Consider the following 18,011-nt stretch of genomic DNA (forward strand, 5'->3'; position numbering starts at 1 on the left):
TGTAGTATTTTTTTATATAATTCATTTCTTATCTTTCATGAAATGCATTTTTTATGTAATATATATACATAAGAAGATGTAGCGATTATCGAGAATAGAGAACTTCTTGTATAGACTAGGAGTGAATGGGAATGGATTTTGCAACAATTATTGGACTTATTTTAGGATTTGTAGCAGTGGTAGTAGGGATGGTCGTCAAGGGCGCTGACATAACAGCCTTATTAAATCCTGCCGCAGCATTAATTATTTTTATCGGTACATTTGCTGCAGTATGTATTGCATTTCCGATGAATCAACTAAAAAGGGTTCCAAAACTATTTAAAGTTCTTTTTGGTTCAAATAAAAAGGATTTAAGTTATGAACAGTTGCTAGAATTATTTGTTCATTGGACATCTGAAAGTAGAAAATACGGTATTTTGTCTTTAGAGCAACAATTAGACAAAATTCAAGATGAATTTCTTTTGCGCGGTATGAAATTTGTGATTGATGGTGTATCCGCAGAAGATTTAGAGCAGATTTTGGAATCTGAATTAGAGGCAATTGAAGAAAGACATGCAAAGGGAGCTGCTATTTTTTCACAAGCTGGTACGTATGCACCGACATTAGGAGTTTTGGGTGCTGTTATCGGTCTTGTAGCTGCGCTTGGTAACTTAACTGATATTGAAAAGTTAGGTCATGCTATTTCGGGTGCGTTTATTGCAACGATTTTTGGTATTTTTTCCGGTTATGTATTATGGCATCCATTTGCAAATAAGTTAAAGCAAAAATCTTCAGCTGAAATTGAGAAAAAACGTTTAATCATTGATTGTTTATTAATGTTACAAGAAGGTACATATCCGTTTATTATGAAGAACCGTATTTTAGGTGCACTTTCTGCAACCGAGCGTAAAAAGCTAGAAAAAGGAGCAGAAAAAAATGCGGAGTAAGAAAAATAGAAGAGGTAAAAAGAAAAAACATGATGAGCATATCGATGAAACATGGTTAATTCCATATTCTGATATGTTAACGTTGTTATTTGCATTGTTTATCGTTTTATTCGCAATGAGTAGTATAGATGCTGCGAAGTTTAAACAGATGGCAGTTGCTTTTCGAAGTGAATTAGCTGGGGGAACAGGCAACAAAGAATTTTTAAGTGATCAAAAGCCAAATGATGAAAAAGAATTATCAGCAAGTAGCCTTGAGGCAGAACAAGCAAAAAAACAAGAAGAAGCTAGAGCTAAAGAAAAAAAAGAGATGGATGAATTGAAAGCATTACAAAAAAAGATTGATCAATATATTAATGAAAAACAATTATCCTCTTCTTTTCAAACTAAATTAACTGAAAAGGGATTAATGGTGACAATATTAGAAAATATACTGTTTGATTCGGGGAAAGCAGATGTGAAATTAGAATCTTTAGGGATTGCAAAAGAGATGTCTAGCTTACTTGTTTCAGCGTCACCTCGTGAAATTACAGTATCGGGTCATACGGATAATGTCCCTATTGCCAATGCGCAGTTTGCGTCGAATTGGGAATTAAGTACGCAGCGGGCAGTTAATTTTATGCAAGTATTACTGCAAAATAAAGAATTACAACCAGAAAAATTTAGTGCGATTGGATACGGAGAATACCGTTCAATTGCTCCAAACGATACGCAAGAAGGAAAGGCAAAGAATAGACGTGTGGAAGTATTTATCTTGCCTTTAACAGAGAAAGTAAAATAAAAGAGGATGGCATTCGCCATCCTCTTTTATTTTACATCAAATGATTTTAAGTTGTCGCGACGGATTTTATCTTTTTCTGCATCTGATTTTTTGAAATCATAATCATATAAAGCGCCTTCCCAATCACCATACATTGGATTCGGGAAAATAATGAATTTCTCACCAAATTGTGCTTTTGAATCTTCTACTGTTTGGTTACGATCTTTTACAGATTTTCCATCAAAACCTGTGAAATCAGACAAGTTATCACCGAAGAATAAGACAATATCATGGGTTTGAGAAACGAGTTCACGGCGTTTTTCTTTCCCTTTTTCTTTCGGATCTTGTAGTAATATATGTTCTTTCGTTGCTTGAGGAGCACCTACACGCTCAAGATTTTTAATTGTTGCATCTAGTTGATTCGTTTTACGATTTGAGACGTAGTAAATATCTACACCTTTAGACTCTGTATATTTTAAGAAATCAATTGCGCCTGGAAGGGCTTCAGCCTCAGCTTTGTTAATCCAATCATCCCATTTGTAAGGATAGCCTTTGCCTGTTTTTACGCTCATTGCTTGATGAGGACTGTTATCTAAAACAGTTTCGTCTAAATCAAGCACGATAGCAGGTTTTTTCTCTGTCCCTTTTGCAAGAATTGCATCAAGCTTTAATTGACCAATGTTGTACCCTTGGTAGTAAAGTGCTTTCGTTTCACCGGCTGTTTGATACCATAAATCAGCCATTAATTGTTGTTCTGTTAATTTTACTTTCTCTTCTTTCGCCACTGTTTTCTCTGGTGTTCCTGAACATGCTACAAGTGATGTAGATAGAACCGCTACAGATAATAAAGTGGTAATGCCCCTCTTCATCTTCATATGTATCCTCCTTGATGTTAGAAAATCATTTTATATTATATATTAAAATATAATATTTTTATATGAACATTTGCATATTGTCTTTTATATATATAGTAGTATGTCCTATATTAGAAAGATGAGCAAAATAATAATAGTTGTTTTGACAAGTTTTATTGTCGTAATGACAATTATAATTGACAAAAAGAACTTTGTTATTTACAATTTTAACTAAATAGAACAAATGATGGATTCATGATGATGTTTACATATAGGAGGATGAAGCGTGGTGCTATATTTTGTCTTGAATAAACATAGTCTTTGAAAGAGAGTACGAATGATACTAAAGGGGAGGCTTTATACTTGAGTTTACAAATTCAAAACTTAACGAAACAATTTGGGGAATCAAAAGCAGTTAACGGTTTGCAAATTTCGTTACCAAAAGGTGAAGTACTAGGGTTACTTGGACGAAATGGTGCAGGGAAAACAACAACAATCAAAATGCTTCTCGGATTATTAACGCCTAATGAAGGTTCGATTACATGGGATGGAAAAGCATTTGGAAATAGTGGTGTAACAATTGGATATTTACCAGAAGAAAGAGGTTTATATACAAAAAGTAGAGTAATAGATCAGCTGCGATATTTTGGTAGATTAGAAGGAATGTCGAAGAAAGAAGTGGATCACGCTATTGATCACTGGTTAGAGCGTTTAGCGATACCAGAATATAAATTTAAAACGGCTGGAGAGCTTTCAAAAGGGAATCAGCAAAAAATCCAATTAATTGCTGCTCTTCTTCATAATCCTGAACTTCTCATTTTAGATGAACCATTTAGTGGACTGGATCCAGTTAATGCTGGAATGTTAGCTAGCATTATTGAAGAACAAGTACAGAGCGGAAAGACGATTATTTTATCTAGTCATCGTATGGAACAAGTAGAGGCTTTTTGCCAACATGTATGTATTTTGAAAAAAGGCGAAGCAGTCGTAAAAGGCCAGTTAAGTGATATTAAAAAAGAGTACGGTTTCCGTAATTTAACGATTGAAGATACAGAAGAGAATGCGAAGGGATTAGAAGCTATTCATGTATCCTATGAAAAACAACAAGGTCTTCTTTATGTGCAAGTACAAGATGATGCAGAAGCTCTAAAGATTTTACAACAGTTGCAAGAACAAGGTGTTACCTTACGACAATTTAAAATGTTAGAGCCGACGTTAAACGAAATCTTTGTAGAGAGGGCGAAATAACGATGCGTAAATTTTCTCACGTATTTTCATTTTATTTCAGGGAAGCGTTTTTATCTAAAAAATCATTAATCATGAGCGCGATTTTATTTTTAATTGTTTTTGGGATTTTTGCGTTCAATCATTTTACTTCAAGTAATGATAAAAATAAGGATAAAGATAAAATTGCAGTTGTGACAGAGAGTTCTACATATAAAATACAAAAAGAAGAGTTAACTAAGTTATTACCATCAGCTAAATTAACAATTGGTTCAAAAGAAGATTTCAATAAACTGCATAAACAAGTAGAAGAAGGCGAGTTAGACGGTTTGTTTCGTGTAACTGAAAAGAATGGAGTTCCAGAAGTCACGTATATGTTTAATGGGTTCGCTAGTGAAACAAATTCTACAATTATAGCTAGTTATTTAAAGGGAAAATATATGGCGGTAACAGTTGCTAAACATAATGTTTCATCAGAAATTGCACAACAATTGCAAACCGAAATTTCTGTGAAACAAGAAGCAATAAAAGATCGTTCTGCCTCTGCCGGAATTGCATATTTCTTCATATTCGCTTTATATATGTTTATTGTTGCGTTCGGAAGCACAATTGCGATGAATATTGCTTCTGAAAAAGCTTCTCGCGTTATGGAAGTTATGATTCCGAAAGTAAAACCTCTTACGATGATGTATGCAAAAATTTTAGCGGTTGTTTCAACAGCGTTATTACAACTTGTCATATTGGCATGTGGTTATTTAGTTCCTTATTTACTAGGGTGGGTAGATTTAGAAAATGGTTCATTATTTGGCGTAATTGATGTTACAAAGTTAGATGCAAAAATAATCGGTATGTTCCTAATTTATTTTGTTACAGGATATTTCCTGTATGCGATGATGTATGCAGCTGCTGGTGCGGTTGTTTCTAAGACGGAGGATTTGCAAGGTGTAATGCTACCGATTTCAATTTTAATAATTGCAGCATTCTTTATAAGTCTTAAATCGTTAGGTGACCCAAATAGTACTATCGTTGTTATAAGCTCTTATGTTCCGTTCTTTACCCCGATGGTTACATTCTCACGCTTTGTAGCTGGTGAAACTGGTATGTTAGAAATTATGATAACATTGGCGGGGCTTTTAGCGACAATCGGTATTTTAAGTGCTGTTACAAGTCGCATTTACGTAAATGGCGTAATGAATTACTCAGATAAAGTGAAATTTAAAGATTTAGCGAAATTTATAAAGCGTCAATAATGAGAGAAAAGCGTGATTTCTTATTGAAATCATGCTTTTTCTTTATGTATAAATTAAAAATAGTATATAATGATAAGAGTCGTCTTTTAATAGAATGAATAAAAAGGAGGGTGTGCAGATGGGGATTAGTAGTCGTTTTACAGTAGGTGTTCATATGCTGACATTACTTGCGATAGATCGAAACTCTCGCTGTACCTCTGAATGGATTGCCGGTAGTGTGAATACAAATCCAGTTGTGATTCGTCGCATTACAGGAATGTTGAAGAGAGCAGGACTTGTTGATGTACAAGCTGGTAAAGGTGGTACGACACTTGCTCGAGATTTAGAAGAAATTACATTACTTGATGTATATAAAGCAGTGGAAGTTGTAGAAGAAGGACAGCTATTTTCCTTCCATGAAAATCCCAACATTGAATGTCCAGTAGGAGCTAATATTCAATCGGTATTAGAAATTATTTTAATGCAAGCGCAAGAAGCGATGGAAAACGTACTTGCAAATGTAACGGTAGATCAATTAGTTACAAATTTAAAGTCTAAAATGAAAGAATAAAAAAAGCGAGCTTCCTCATAATGAGGGCTCGCCTTTTTTTATTCAGAAATATTGAAAATTCTATTTTTCAGTATTTAAAATGAATTTACCTACGATAGCTGCGAAGATACCACCAAGAATTGGTGCTACGATGAATACCCATAGTTGAGAAAGTGCTTCTCCACCAACAAATAAAGCTGGTGCGATACTACGAGCTGGGTTAACAGATGTTCCAGTTAACGGAATTCCTAATAAGTGAATTAAAACTAATGTGAAACCAATTACTAGTCCAGCTAAAGAAGAACTTCCTTTTTTACCTGTTACAGCAACGATAACTAAAATAAATACGAAAGTTAAAATGAACTCAACTAAAAATGCTCCAGATAAACCAAGAGTTCCGAAACCATTTTGTCCTAAATTATCTAAAGGTGTTTTAGCAGATTTTAAAATTGTTACTAACGTTGCAGTTCCTAATAAACCACCTAAAATTTGAGCTAATACATAATAACAAAGTTCCATAGCGTTCATTCGTTTGTTGATGAACATAGCTACTGATACTGCTGGGTTAATGTGACATCCAGAAATTGTTCCGATGCTATATGCCATAGCTACAATAGATAGACCGAAAGCCATAGCGATTCCTAATGTTCCAATTCCTTCAATTCCGCCGCCAGTGACAGCTACTCCAGTTCCGAATAATACAAGTACAAATGTACCAATAAATTCAGCGATTGCTTTTTTTAACATAATTTACCTCCTATTAATGCGCATGAAACGTATTATAACATAAGTTTTAGTATAAGCAGCCAATGAAATACTATTCTGATAAGGCGAAATAGGGGGACAATAAAAAAGAGTATGGTTCATCTCTATAGAACCATACCCTTTTTTTATGCCGATTTTTTCTGTTTAACGACTGGAACAGAACGGTTTAAAATACTATTTGCAACCATTCCTAACATGATAATAATCATTCCGATGAGAGAAAGTCCTCCAGGGAGTGAACCATTTAAGAAAATGATTTCTCCAAGTACGGTAAAGACCATCGTTCCAGCTTGTGTTGCTTCAACAGCTCCAAGTAGAGCGAGGTTATCTTTTGCTAAGTCAGTAGCAAAGAAAAATGTCATCGTCGCAATAACGCCGGAACATAATGCTAACAAAAATCCTTGAAGTATTTGGTTGGATGTTGGAATGCCAGTAGTAGAAAATCCGTATATACCAAGCAAGATTGTTATAGGAAGACTTCCAATTGCCATTCCTAATACACGTTGGAACGTATCAAGGCGTCCACCAACAAGCTCCATCATTTTTCGGTTACCGAACGGATATAAGAAAGCGGCTAATACGACAGGTAAAAAACCTGAAATGAACTGAGTCATTGTAATATGGCCTGCGGCAGTTGCTTGCATACAAATTACACCAAGTAAAATAAATAATGCAACATATAAGCTACGAAGTGGAATTTTTCCACGTACAAGTTTCGTACCTGATTTTGTTTCTATTTTCACGAAAAATAGTGGTGATAGTAGTAAACCAGCTAAAATCGTAACTTGCCAAGTTCCAGCAACGAGCCAAGCTGGAGAAAAGACAGCTGCGAAACTTAATAAAGAATAAAAACCAATACCGGCAACAGAACCCCATCCGATCCATGCCAATGGATGTTTTTTTAAATCTTCCCATAATCCCCTAAAGTTTTTGCGAAATAAAACGATAAGGAATAAAATAGGAAGAGCAAATAAAAAACGGAAGGAAGCTGTCCAAGCCCAGCTCGTTCCAGATACATTCATCGCTCTATTAATAATAAAGGTTGCAGAAAAAAAGGCCGATGATAAAAGACCTAATAAAATTGCGCGCATGAAGTATAACACTCCTTTCGAAAATAAATAATTATGTATAGTATGATATACTTTTAATTATTAAAAGTAAACTATTTTATACTTTAAGGTGGTTTTATATATGAAAGAAAATGAAGATATGCAAACGAAAGAAGTCATTCAACAAGTTGGACAGTTATTGAGACAAATTCGAAATGAACAGAAATTAAGTCTAGAAGAATTAGCTCATAAAACAGGAGTTAGTAAATTAACATTAGGAAAGATCGAAAGAGGGGAAACAAATCCGACACTAGCTGTCATTTGGAAAATAACGAAAGGGTTATCAATTCCTTTATCCAGATTAATGGTTGTTGGAGAACCTGTAGCTGTTGCGCGCTGTGGAGAAGGATTTGCAGTAGATGAAGGACAAGCGTGGCATTTAGAAACGATGTTCCGTTATACGAAAGAAACAGGGATGGAAATGCACCGCGCTTGTTTACGATCAAATAGTATATATGAGCCAGAAGCTCATCATGAAGGTGCGATTGAGCTTGTAACGGTAATGAAAGGGAAAGTGTCTATTCAAGTGGAGAATGATGTATACGAATTAAATGAGTTTGATTCCATTCAATTTGAAGCGAATAAGAAGCATATTTATAAAAATGAAGAAGAAGAAGTAGCGGTATTACATTTAACGATGAAATATTCTTCATGAAAAAATCACCTATAGGATTCTATAGGTGATTTCTCTTCTTAAGTATGTGAAATAATGCCGTTAGTACGAACGTGGCATAAGTAATAAACAAATGAAATAAACTAAAAATCCTGTCCCAAAACATAAAACAGCAATAACCCAAATGATACGAATAAGAGTAGAGCTAATATCAAAATATTCTCCTAAACCACCACATATACCAAATAGCATTTTATCAGTTTCGGATTTACATAACTTTTTTGACATATTCCAATCAACTCCTTTTTATATCAAACTGCATACTTTTATTCTATATGGAAATTTATGAGAAGACTATGGGGTTGTATTACATTTTTTTGTGAGAAGTGATCGTATTAATTGTCTTAATTTTCAGTGGATATTAAACTTGTAGTTATGAGGTGATTTTTAATAAAGGGTGGGGAAATAGAGATGACAGTATATTGGTTGACTAACGTAATGCTTGAATCAGGATATACATATGAAGAAGAGAGAATTTCACAAACAGAAACAGAATTATGCAGTTTACTTATTGAAGATGGTCGAATTAAAAAAATTATAAAAGGGATTGTTCAAGAGGAAGATATAGTAACTTTTGATGCTAAGAACTTATTAATGTTGCCAGCTTTCAAAGAGATGCACATTCACATTGATAAAACATATTATAGTGGCCCATGGAAAGCTTGTATGCCAGCAGAAAGTATTTTTACACGTTTTAATGAAGAAGAAAAAATTTTACCAAAGCAATTAGCGACTGCCCAAAATAGAGCGGAAAATATGCTAGAGTTACTACTGCAAAATGGTGCAACGAATATTAGAACGCATTGTAATGTCGATCCGATTATTGGGCTTGGTAATCTGGAGGCGACGTTAGCGGCATTAGAAACATATAAAAATCGAGTGTCTAGTAGAATTGTTGCGTTTCCGCAACATGGATTATTGCGCAGTGATTCTGTGCAACTCGTGAAAGATGCGATGCGTATGGGTGCTCATCTAGTCGGAGGAGTAGATCCAGCTACAGTAGATAATGACATTGAAAAGTCATTACATACAATTATGGATATCGCAGTAGAATTTAATGCGGATGTTGATATTCATTTGCACGATGCGAATAATCTTGGAACGTTTACGATGAAGAGATTGGCAAGTTTAACAGAAGAAGCAGGATGGCAAGGCCGTGTAACGATTAGTCATGCACTTGGACTTGGTGGTGTTACTGATAAAGAGGCTGAAGAAGTGGCAGAAAGACTCGCAAATGTAAATATTGATATTACTTCAACAGTGCCAATTGGTAAACAAGTAATCCCAATTCCGTTATTAGATAAAAAAGGTGTTAAGGTTGCATTAGGCAATGATAGCATTACAGATCATTGGTCACCGTTTGGAACAGGTGATATGCTTCAAAAGGCGAATCGATTAGCAGAGCGTTTTGGGTGGAGTGACGAAAGGTCTTTAGGAAAAGCACTCCGCTTTATTACAGGAGGAAAAGAAACGTTAAATAATGAAGGGAAGCGAGTATGGCCGAATGTAGGGGATGAAGCGAGCTTTGTTTTGACGAATGCGACATGCGCTGCTGAAGCAGTAGCGCGTCAAACAGAAAAACGTTTAGTCGTGTATAAAGGAAATATTGTTGTTGGAAGTTTAAATGAGGTGGAATTAAATAATCTTGTGTAGAAGAATCGTTTAAATATTTTGAGGAGGGTTCTAATGGTGAGTATAGAACTCTTCTTTTTTATTCTTACAATATATTTTTATAGGAAAGCTAGAAGGGATGAAAAAATTGGACAATCAACATAACCAAAATCATATTATGGGAACTTTGCAATGGTTTATATTTTTATTAGCAAATTCAATCGCACTACCAATTGTCGTTGGCGGATTATTTCATCTTACGACGGAAGAAATATTTTATTTAATGCAGCGTACGTTTTTTGTAGTTGGTATATCTTCTTTTTTACAAGGGTGGCTTGGGCATAGACTGCCAATTGCGGATGGGCCGGCTGGATCTTGGGTTGGTGTATTTACCGTACTTGCTTATGCAACGGCCGGACAGGATCAATTACATAGTACACTGCAAATTTTAGAATTAGGAATGATAATCTCCGGTGTTATTTTAATAGGATTAGGAGTAACTGGTTTTATAGGACGTATTTTATTTTTATTTACGCCGCTTGTGACAGGGACGTTTTTACTTTTATTATGTTTACAATTAAGTGGTGTATTTTTAAAAGGAATGTTAGGAATTACAGCTACTATTTCTCAAATCGACGGATTTACAGCAATGATCGCGTTTAGTATATTTCTGTTCGTTATTATACTATCTAATTTTGGAAAAGGCTTTGTCAAAAGTTATGCAGTTTTAATAGGATTAATTAGTGGGTGGATTATTTTTCTCATTGCAGGAAAAGTGACAATCCCATCTCAAGTAACTCATTTTGTGCAACTTCCACATATATTTGCTTGGGGACTTCCAAAATGGAATACTGGTATGGCTGTATCCAGTTTCGTTATGGTATGTATTTTAGTTTCGAATACGGTGGCAGCTATTATAGCAATTAATCAAGCAACTATTCATAAAGCGATTATTGAACAAAAACAGTTGAAAGATGGAACATGGGTTGGGGGGATTTCACATCTCATCTCTTCTGTATTTTCAACTGTAGGTGTCGTTCCGTTACCAGCAACGGCAGGATTTATACGTTTAACAAAACAAAAGTATATACGATCGTTCTTAATGGCATGTGCGTTACTAGTCATAATGTCTCTTTTTCCAAGTATTATTCGTTACTTAGCATCTTTACCATCAGCTGTTGCATCGGCTGTTTTAATGGCTTCGTTCGTACCGTTAATTGGAATTGGATTTAATAATATAAAACAAGTGCCGATGAGTGAAAGGAATGTAACGATCTTAGGCGTTGCAGTATTATTTGGCAGCGGCGTAATGTTTTTACCGTCTGGAGCACTCCAATCCTTGCCGTCTATTATGCAATATATATTCGGTAATGGTTTATTTGTAGGTACGGTTGTAAGTATATTGCTAGAACAAATATGGCGCGTTGGAAAGTAAGTGGATAAAAAGAGTGTACGCACTGTATAAAAGTCTAAAATAACATAGGAAATAAAGCCCATTTTTATTCACCACCTGCACATTTCGTTCATACAATATCTTGACTAAATAAACACCCAACTTACACATACACAGCTCTGGCTTAAGCAAGGAGGGTTATACCAGTTGAAGGAAAAAGCGTATCAATCTAAACCTTTACTCACAAAGAGAGAGAGAGAAGTATTTGAATTGCTGGTTCAAGATAAAACAACGAAGGAAATTGCAGGTGAACTTTTTATAAGTGAAAAGACAGTTCGCAACCATATCTCAAACGCAATGCAAAAGCTAGGGGTTAAAGGACGTTCACAAGCAGTTGTGGAGCTTCTTCGTATGGGAGAGCTCGAATTATAAGAAAGCAGCCGACTTTTATATAAAAGTCGGCTATTTTTTGTTTGCTTCACTTGCTATATGAATGATAAGAACACTCCATACATAAATAGGTAATAAGGAGGGGATATGTTGAAAAGGATACTGTTAGTTTCAACAAGTGCTCATGATATGAATGGACACCCGACTGGTTTGTGGCTGGAAGAGCTCGCAGCTCCTTATCATGTATTTAAAAAGGCTAAGTTTGATGTTGATATTGTGTCAATAAAAGGTGGGAGAGTACCTATAGATAGAGTGTCTATTCCGAATGGTATACCTCGCGAATTCAAGCATGTAGCTTCTTTATTGCAAAATACGAGGCCGATTTCAAATGTTCATTTTTCGGATTATGATGCGGTTTTATTTTGTGGTGGGCACGGGGCGATTGTAGATTTTCCAGGTAATCCATATGTAGCAAATTTGATTGAGAATATGTATAACAATAACCGGATTGTAGCGGCTGTTTGTCACGGAGTAAGCTCTTTAGTCGGTGTGAAAAATAAGGATGGCTCGTTTTTTGTTGCGGGTAAGCGTATAACAGGTTATACAAACGATGAAGAAAGAGCTGTACATTTAGAAAAGCGCGTTCCGTTTTTGTTAGAAAGTAAGTTGAAAGAAGAAGGAGCTTTGTTTTATGTAGCCCCCAATTTTACGCCGCATGTAGTAGTAGATGGTCATTTAATTACAGGACAAAATCCACAGTCTAGCGTGGAAATAGGTAAGGCTATAAAAAGGGCTGTAAATAAATTATCGTCATTTTAATTTCTGCTCATTTCTTCTTATTAATGGGAATGTCTTCTTTTCAAAAAAAGATGGAGCAATGAATATGCACTTTATATAGAAGAAACCGACTTTCTTATAGAAGGTCGGTTATTTTTCTATCTTGCAAATTACGAAAAAAAGGAGCAAAATAAAAAAGGTCCTAGTCTATACATGGGCAAATGAAAATTTTCATACAGAAGCATTTGAAGTGAGCGAACTTAAAGTGTGTAAAATATAATGATAAACATAAAAGATGATGAATGAGAAAACGGGTGATGAAGTTGAATAGAGCAATCGGTGTTATCGATTCAGGAGTTGGCGGTTTAACAGTAGCGAAGGAATTAATTCGTCAATTGCCGAAAGAGCGTATCATATATTTAGGAGATACAGCACGTTGTCCTTATGGTCCACGTTCTCGAGAAGAAGTACGTCAATTTACGTGGGAAATGACGGAGCATTTACTAGATTTAAATATTAAAATGTTAGTTATTGCGTGTAATACAGCAACTGCAGTTGTATTAGAAGAGATGCAAAAACAATTACCAATTCCAGTAGTAGGAGTTATTCACCCAGGATCACGTACAGCTTTAAAAGTGACAAACACGTATCACGTTGGGATTATTGGAACGATTGGAACGGTGAAAAGTGGTGCATACGAAGAGGCGTTAAAGTCTATTAATAACCGTGTTATGGTAGAAAGTTTAGCTTGTCCACCTTTCGTTGAACTTGTAGAGAGTGGGAATTTCGAAAGTGAAATGGCGTATGAAGTTGTAAGAGAAACGCTGCAACCACTGAAAAGTACCGATATTGATACACTTATATTAGGTTGTACACATTATCCGATTTTAGGACCTGTTATTAAAAAAGTAATGGGAGATAAAGTGCAACTAATTAGTTCTGGTGATGAAACAGCACGTGAAGTAAGTACAATCTTATATCATAGTAAAATGTTGAATGAAGGAGAAGAACAAAGCGATCATCTCTTCTTAACAACAGGAAAAATAGGCTTGTTTAAAGAAATTGCATCAAAATGGTTTGGTCAACCGATTGAAAATGTGAAGCATATTCATTTAGAAAAAGAATAATAGTAGAATTTATATAAGTGAGCTCCTGAGAAATCAGGAGCTTTTGTTTTATCTTGCTATTTGCTGGGTAGTAAGACCCCTGCTGATTAAAGTTTCAATTTATAAGAGGCACAGCTTGTTCTAAAACGTGAAACAGCTCGTATACATAATAGTACAAACTTAGATTTTAGGGGGGAATGGCATGCCTAAATCCACTTTTAAATGGGTTGTTGGTGCTACTGTGAGCGCTGTTTTACTAACAGGGTGTGGCTTTATAAATCAAGAGAAAGCAACTGAACAAATTGATCCGCCAAAACAAGTTACGTATACAGAGGGTGGGAAGAAAGAAGTAGCTAAAAAAGATAAGCAAGGGCAAATGGTAAATAGAGAACTATACCTTGTTGATAAAAATGGTTATGTTGTACCACAAACGTTAGCTATACCTACTCCGAAAGCAAATGAGACTGTGAAGCAAACGTTAGAATACCTTGTGAAAGATGGACCGGTAACGAATTTATTACCAAATGGGTTTCGTGCAGTCATTCCGGCGAATACAACGATGACCTTAGATTTGAAAAAGGACGGAACGGCAGTTATTGATTTCTCTAAAGAAATGAAAAACTATGCGAAAGAAGAAGAGCGTCAAATCGTTGAATCTATAGCTTGGACGTTGACGCAATTTACAGAGATAAAACAAGTGCAGTTCCAAATAAATGGTGAGAAATTGGCAAAGATGCCGGTTGGTGGTACACCGCTTGGTGAAGGAGTGAGCCGTGCAAATGGTATTAACTTCGATGATGAACAAGTAGCAGATGTAACAAATACAAAACCAGTCACACTGTATTTTATGGCGCAAAATAATAATAAACAGCAATACTACGTACCAGTCACACGCCGCGTTGCGGAAGGTAAAGAAAATGACTATGCAGCAATTATAGATGAGCTTGTAAAAGGTCCGATCCATCAATCGCTCCTGAATGATTTTAATCCAGGAGTTAAACTTATTACGAATCCGAAATTACAAGATGGAAATCTTACATTAAACTTTAACGAAAATATATTTATAAACCCAGATAAAAATATGGTTTCAAATTACGTATTGAAGTCGTTAGTTTTATCTTTAACTGAAAAGAAAGGCGTGAAAAGCGTTTCTATTGAAGTAAATGGTAAAGCAAATCTTATAGATGAAAAGGGCGGAAAGTTAATAAAACCGGTAGATCGTCCAGAAAACGTGAATACAGGTAGTTTTTAATCGCCAATAATTTGATATACTTAAGTAAGAAAGGGGAATTGCTTTTTGAGTTCCCCTTCTTTTATTGTATACATATCATACATTTAAATTTGGCTATACTAACAAGTAGTTATGAGGAGGTTATTTTTATGCGAGTAGATGGTAGAGAGAAAACAGAATTACGCCATATACATATTCATACGAATTATTTAAAACATCCAGAAGGATCAGTATTAATTGAGGTTGGGGATACAAAGGTAATTTGCTCAGCGACAATTGAAGAGCGTGTCCCGCCGTTTATGCGTGGAGAAGGAAAGGGCTGGGTAACAGCTGAATATGCGATGATTCCACGTGCGACAGAACAACGTACAATTAGGGAGTCAAGTAAAGGGAAAGTAACAGGACGTACAATGGAAATCCAGCGTTTAATTGGACGAGCATTACGTGCGGTAGTTGACTTAGAAGCACTTGGTGAGAGAACGGTTTGGATTGATTGTGATGTTATTCAAGCGGATGGTGGAACGAGAACTGCTTCTATTACAGGTGCATATGTAGCAATGGTATTAGCGTTTGAGAAGTTATTACAAGCAGAAAAAGTATCTAAAATTCCAGTGAAAGATTATTTAGCAGCAACGTCGGTAGGGATTGTTGAAGAACAAGGTGTTGTTTTAGATTTAAACTACGTAGAAGATTCTAAAGCAGATGTTGATATGAACGTAATTATGACTGGAAAAGGGCAGTTTGTTGAAGTGCAAGGAACTGGAGAAGAAGCGACGTTTAGCAGAGCACAGTTAAATGAATTACTTGATGCTGCGGAACAAGGCATTTTCCAACTGATTGACATGCAAAAAGAAGCTTTAGGCGACATCGTATCTCATATAGAGTAGAGGTGGAAAGTATGAAACAAGTTGTTGTAGCGACAAAAAATATGGGGAAAGTACGTGAATTTGCTGAGTTATTTGAGCGATTTGATTTAGAAGTAAAATCATTACACGATTTTCCTCATATTGAAGAAGTCGAAGAAACTGGTGAAACATTTGAGGAAAATGCGATTTTAAAAGCGGATAGTCTGAGCAAACAGTTGAATGCAATTGTAATCGCAGATGATTCAGGTCTTATTGTAGATGCTTTAAATGGAAAGCCAGGCGTGTATTCAGCTCGTTTTGCTGGAGAGCCGAAAGATGATCAAGCGAATATTGATAAAGTGTTACAAGAATTAAATGAAATACCGTTTGATAAGCGTAAAGCTCGCTTCTACTGTGCATTAGCAGTAGCTTTCCCTGAAGGTGATAAAAAGCCTGTTATTGTAAACGGGACGTGTGAAGGATATATTTTAGAACAGCGCCGCGGAGAAAACGGCTTTGGATATGATCCGATTTTTTATGTGGAAGAATATAAAAAAGCGATGGCGGAACTAAGCTCAGATGAGAAAAATGCCATTAGCCACCGCGGACGTGCTCTTCGTAAATTAGAAGAAAAAATCCCGGAATGGTTTTTAGGAGAATAAGGGAGAGAGATTGATGAAAGCTTTAATCGTAAGCGATAGTCATAGCTCTGTGAAGGAATTACAGCAGTTAAAAGAGAAATATGAAGGGAAAGTAGATATCATGATTCATTGCGGTGATTCGGAGCTAACGCCTGCTCATGAAGAGTTGCAAGGTTTCCATGTTGTAAAAGGGAATTGTGATTATGCTAACTTTCAAGACGAAATCGTAACTGATGTAGATGGCATTCGTTTCTTAGTTGTGCACGGACATCGTCATAACGTGAAAATGACATTGCAAACATTAGCGTACCATGCAGAAGAGGTAGGGGCGCAAGTTGCGTGCTTCGGACACTCTCACGTATTAGGTGCAGAATTAATCAACGGCGTTTTATTTATTAACCCAGGCAGTGTTTTATTACCACGTCAGCGTGTAGAAAAGACATTTGCTTTATTAAAAATGGATGAAAATCAAATGGAAGTTCGTTTTGAAACGTTAGACGGACAGCTAGTTGAACAAGCAGTTTTTAAAAGAGGATAAGAAAAATTATCCTCTTTTAAAAAAGGTGTTGACTTTATGTATGGTTATACATATAATAAATATTGTCGATAGGGCAACGGCGCTAACGAAGAAAAATAAAATAACATATGCGGGTGTAGTTTAGTGGTAAAACAAGAGCCTTCCAAGCTCTGGTCGAGAGTTCGATTCTCTTCACCCGCTCCATGTCCCAGTAGCTCAGCCGGATAGAGCATACGCCTTCTAAGCGTACGGTCGGGAGTTCGAATCTCTCCTGGGACGCTAAAAAAACCTTGTTATCTTTTGATAACAAGGTTTTTTGTTTGTCTACAAATTGATGTATGTGCAAGAGGTTAAAAAATATTATAACGGGATATATGATAATGAGTATATGCAACAGATTAAAGTGCATTAAAAAGAGCGCTTAAAAAAGCTCTTTGCTAGTCAGTTATATTATTTGTTTGTTCAGGCTCATCAAATGGTTTATGCACGTATTGAAAACCATATCCAGCTTCAACGAGAACCTCATCAACCTTTTCTAAAAATTCTTTGCCCCATTCAGTAAAAAGATATTTCCCCAATATCTTAATAACAAAACGATACCCTTTTACTTCAGGATACCTTTCGTAAACCTCGTCACTTTCTATAAAGCCCAAATACAAATTGATTTTTTCTTGCAGTAATTCAATATGTTTTTCCTCATCAGACCAGTCTAATTCATCAGCGATGACTAAATAGGCTATTTTTTCTTCTTTATTGTAGCCCATAAAATCAACTTTTTCTAATTCGTATAAAGACATAAGTACACCTCTTATCTATTGTTTTCTTCTAATTTCAACTTTAGTTGGAGGTATTTCCGTATCACCTACAAAAGGTGGTTTCCCTTTGCCTACAACTGTTGCGCCCTATTCCTCTTATTTAATTTAAAGAATCAATAGGTTTATGGTGGAACTCAAATCCATATCCAGATTCTCCTAACTGTTCACTTACAATATTATAAAACTTTTTACCGCTCTAGTACGATTGAGCAACCGTTATCGAAACTTATTCCTGTTAGTGTGTTACAATTAATAGAAGCGGAAAACGAGAATCTCCAATTGACTGGACCTGTGATTGGTTAGATGGTTTAAGAAGGTCGTATAAAAAAGGGAGATGGCGCAAAGATGGCGAGATCAAATGAGAATGATTTAACGGAGAAATTGGCAGAAGGTCACCGGAAATATGGTGATGGCAATTTTACAGTACAGAACATCGGTGATGAAACTAACCCGAATTGGACTGTCGTAAAAAATGTGAGGAAAGGATCGGCAGGCATTCGCGAAGGAGAAGATATATTAAGACTGCGATCAAAATATATAAAGTAGTAAGGAAATGGGCGGAGCGGGAGTTCGAATCTCTCCTGGGACGCTAAGAAAA

At 35.8% G+C, this 18,011-nt stretch carries 21 protein-coding genes, 2 tRNA genes and 1 pseudogene; 18 read left to right on the top strand and 6 right to left on the bottom strand.

The window, feature by feature from the left end:
- Positions 1-131: 131 nt before the first annotated feature.
- On the top strand, positions 132-926 hold the full coding sequence (motA, locus tag ACTFRY_RS01900) for a flagellar motor stator protein MotA (protein WP_000344853.1): 795 nt from the start codon (positions 132-134) through the stop codon (positions 924-926).
- The gene (motB, locus tag ACTFRY_RS01905; RefSeq protein ID WP_001256734.1) at positions 916-1,704 is read left to right on the top strand and encodes a flagellar motor protein MotB; all 789 of its coding nucleotides are present in this window, start codon (positions 916-918) and stop codon (positions 1,702-1,704) included. The genes motA and motB overlap by 11 nt, the downstream gene beginning before the upstream one ends.
- Positions 1,705-1,730: 26 nt before the next feature.
- On the opposite strand, the gene ACTFRY_RS01910 is transcribed toward motB, so the two are convergent.
- Entirely contained in the window at positions 1,731-2,558 is an 828-nt protein-coding gene (locus ACTFRY_RS01910; protein WP_044796505.1) for a 5'-nucleotidase, lipoprotein e(P4) family, read from the bottom strand.
- 342 nt (positions 2,559-2,900) lie between these two features.
- Here ACTFRY_RS01910 and ACTFRY_RS01915 point away from each other — a divergent pair, with 342 nt between their 5' ends.
- The 3 genes from ACTFRY_RS01915 to ACTFRY_RS01925 all read left to right on the top strand — a co-directional run bounded on the left by ACTFRY_RS01915 (position 2,901) and on the right by ACTFRY_RS01925 (position 5,561).
- Positions 2,901-3,785, top strand: a complete 885-nt coding sequence (locus tag ACTFRY_RS01915) for an ABC transporter ATP-binding protein (protein WP_044796506.1) — start codon at positions 2,901-2,903, stop codon at positions 3,783-3,785.
- 2 nt (positions 3,786-3,787) lie between these two features.
- Entirely contained in the window at positions 3,788-5,011 is a 1,224-nt protein-coding gene (locus ACTFRY_RS01920) for an ABC transporter permease (RefSeq protein WP_098601435.1), read from the top strand.
- A gap of 118 nt (positions 5,012-5,129) precedes the next feature.
- Positions 5,130-5,561, top strand: a complete 432-nt coding sequence (locus ACTFRY_RS01925; RefSeq protein ID WP_000512998.1) for an Rrf2 family transcriptional regulator — start codon at positions 5,130-5,132, stop codon at positions 5,559-5,561.
- Positions 5,562-5,621: 60 nt separating this feature from the next.
- On the opposite strand, the gene ACTFRY_RS01930 is transcribed toward ACTFRY_RS01925, so the two are convergent.
- Both ACTFRY_RS01930 and ACTFRY_RS01935 read right to left on the bottom strand, forming a co-directional pair.
- Entirely contained in the window at positions 5,622-6,287 is a 666-nt protein-coding gene (locus tag ACTFRY_RS01930; RefSeq protein WP_000913213.1) for an aquaporin, read from the bottom strand.
- A 143-nt stretch (positions 6,288-6,430) separates the two neighbouring features.
- Complete coding sequence (locus ACTFRY_RS01935) at positions 6,431-7,396, bottom strand: DMT family transporter (protein WP_001201625.1); 966 nt, start codon at positions 7,394-7,396, stop codon at positions 6,431-6,433.
- Positions 7,397-7,496: 100 nt separating this feature from the next.
- Here ACTFRY_RS01935 and ACTFRY_RS01940 point away from each other — a divergent pair, with 100 nt between their 5' ends.
- Positions 7,497-8,069 carry a helix-turn-helix domain-containing protein gene (locus tag ACTFRY_RS01940; RefSeq protein WP_000661924.1) on the top strand — a complete coding sequence of 191 codons (573 nt, stop codon included), beginning with the start codon at positions 7,497-7,499 and terminating at the stop codon, positions 8,067-8,069.
- 60 nt (positions 8,070-8,129) lie between these two features.
- Here ACTFRY_RS01940 and ACTFRY_RS01945 read toward each other — a convergent pair whose 3' ends face one another.
- Positions 8,130-8,315 (bottom strand): PspC domain-containing protein, encoded by a 186-nt coding sequence (locus ACTFRY_RS01945; RefSeq protein ID WP_000038411.1) that lies wholly within the window; start codon positions 8,313-8,315, stop codon positions 8,130-8,132.
- Between the two features lie 183 nt (positions 8,316-8,498).
- Here ACTFRY_RS01945 and ACTFRY_RS01950 point away from each other — a divergent pair, with 183 nt between their 5' ends.
- From ACTFRY_RS01950 to ACTFRY_RS02000, 11 genes are all read left to right on the top strand, one after another.
- Positions 8,499-9,740 carry an amidohydrolase family protein gene (locus ACTFRY_RS01950; protein ID WP_000219559.1) on the top strand — a complete coding sequence of 414 codons (1,242 nt, stop codon included), beginning with the start codon at positions 8,499-8,501 and terminating at the stop codon, positions 9,738-9,740.
- Between the two features lie 97 nt (positions 9,741-9,837).
- The gene (locus ACTFRY_RS01955) at positions 9,838-11,133 is read left to right on the top strand and encodes a purine/pyrimidine permease (protein WP_098617007.1); all 1,296 of its coding nucleotides are present in this window, start codon (positions 9,838-9,840) and stop codon (positions 11,131-11,133) included.
- A 165-nt stretch (positions 11,134-11,298) separates the two neighbouring features.
- The gene (gene gerE, locus ACTFRY_RS01960) at positions 11,299-11,523 is read left to right on the top strand and encodes a spore germination transcription factor GerE (RefSeq protein ID WP_000659484.1); all 225 of its coding nucleotides are present in this window, start codon (positions 11,299-11,301) and stop codon (positions 11,521-11,523) included.
- A gap of 105 nt (positions 11,524-11,628) precedes the next feature.
- Positions 11,629-12,300 (top strand): type 1 glutamine amidotransferase domain-containing protein, encoded by a 672-nt coding sequence (locus tag ACTFRY_RS01965; RefSeq protein WP_016118682.1) that lies wholly within the window; start codon positions 11,629-11,631, stop codon positions 12,298-12,300.
- A gap of 275 nt (positions 12,301-12,575) precedes the next feature.
- The gene (racE, locus tag ACTFRY_RS01970) at positions 12,576-13,385 is read left to right on the top strand and encodes a glutamate racemase (protein WP_000774005.1); all 810 of its coding nucleotides are present in this window, start codon (positions 12,576-12,578) and stop codon (positions 13,383-13,385) included.
- A gap of 181 nt (positions 13,386-13,566) precedes the next feature.
- Positions 13,567-14,616 (top strand): spore germination protein GerM, encoded by a 1,050-nt coding sequence (gene gerM, locus ACTFRY_RS01975; RefSeq protein WP_001126745.1) that lies wholly within the window; start codon positions 13,567-13,569, stop codon positions 14,614-14,616.
- Between the two features lie 128 nt (positions 14,617-14,744).
- Positions 14,745-15,482, top strand: a complete 738-nt coding sequence (gene rph, locus ACTFRY_RS01980) for a ribonuclease PH (protein WP_016118680.1) — start codon at positions 14,745-14,747, stop codon at positions 15,480-15,482.
- An 11-nt stretch (positions 15,483-15,493) separates the two neighbouring features.
- Positions 15,494-16,102: an XTP/dITP diphosphatase gene (locus tag ACTFRY_RS01985; RefSeq protein ID WP_000815929.1), complete on the top strand. Its 609-nt coding sequence runs from the start codon at positions 15,494-15,496 to the stop codon at positions 16,100-16,102.
- Positions 16,103-16,115: 13 nt separating this feature from the next.
- Positions 16,116-16,619, top strand: coding sequence for a metallophosphoesterase (locus tag ACTFRY_RS01990; protein ID WP_000645489.1), 504 nt, complete (start codon positions 16,116-16,118; stop codon positions 16,617-16,619).
- Between the two features lie 109 nt (positions 16,620-16,728).
- Positions 16,729-16,802 (top strand) — tRNA-Gly (locus ACTFRY_RS01995).
- Between the two features lies 1 nt (position 16,803).
- Positions 16,804-16,877, top strand: a tRNA-Arg gene (locus ACTFRY_RS02000).
- 158 nt (positions 16,878-17,035) lie between these two features.
- Here the strand turns inward: ACTFRY_RS02000 and ACTFRY_RS02005 are convergent.
- Together ACTFRY_RS02005 and ACTFRY_RS02010 are read right to left on the bottom strand one after the other, a co-directional pair.
- Positions 17,036-17,395 (bottom strand): DUF6572 domain-containing protein, encoded by a 360-nt coding sequence (locus ACTFRY_RS02005; RefSeq protein WP_000061064.1) that lies wholly within the window; start codon positions 17,393-17,395, stop codon positions 17,036-17,038.
- 118 nt (positions 17,396-17,513) lie between these two features.
- A pseudogene (locus tag ACTFRY_RS02010) lies at positions 17,514-17,606 on the bottom strand (DUF6572 domain-containing protein); the annotation flags it as partial.
- Positions 17,607-17,758: 152 nt separating this feature from the next.
- On the opposite strand from ACTFRY_RS02010, the gene ACTFRY_RS02015 reads away from it, so the two are divergent.
- Positions 17,759-17,959, top strand: coding sequence for a hypothetical protein (locus tag ACTFRY_RS02015; RefSeq protein ID WP_000124460.1), 201 nt, complete (start codon positions 17,759-17,761; stop codon positions 17,957-17,959).
- Positions 17,960-18,011: the final 52 nt, after the last annotated feature.

The organism is Bacillus cereus group sp. MYBK195-1 (assembly GCF_051916605.1).
Taxonomy (GTDB): Bacteria; Bacillota; Bacilli; order Bacillales; family Bacillaceae_G; genus Bacillus_A; species Bacillus_A cereus.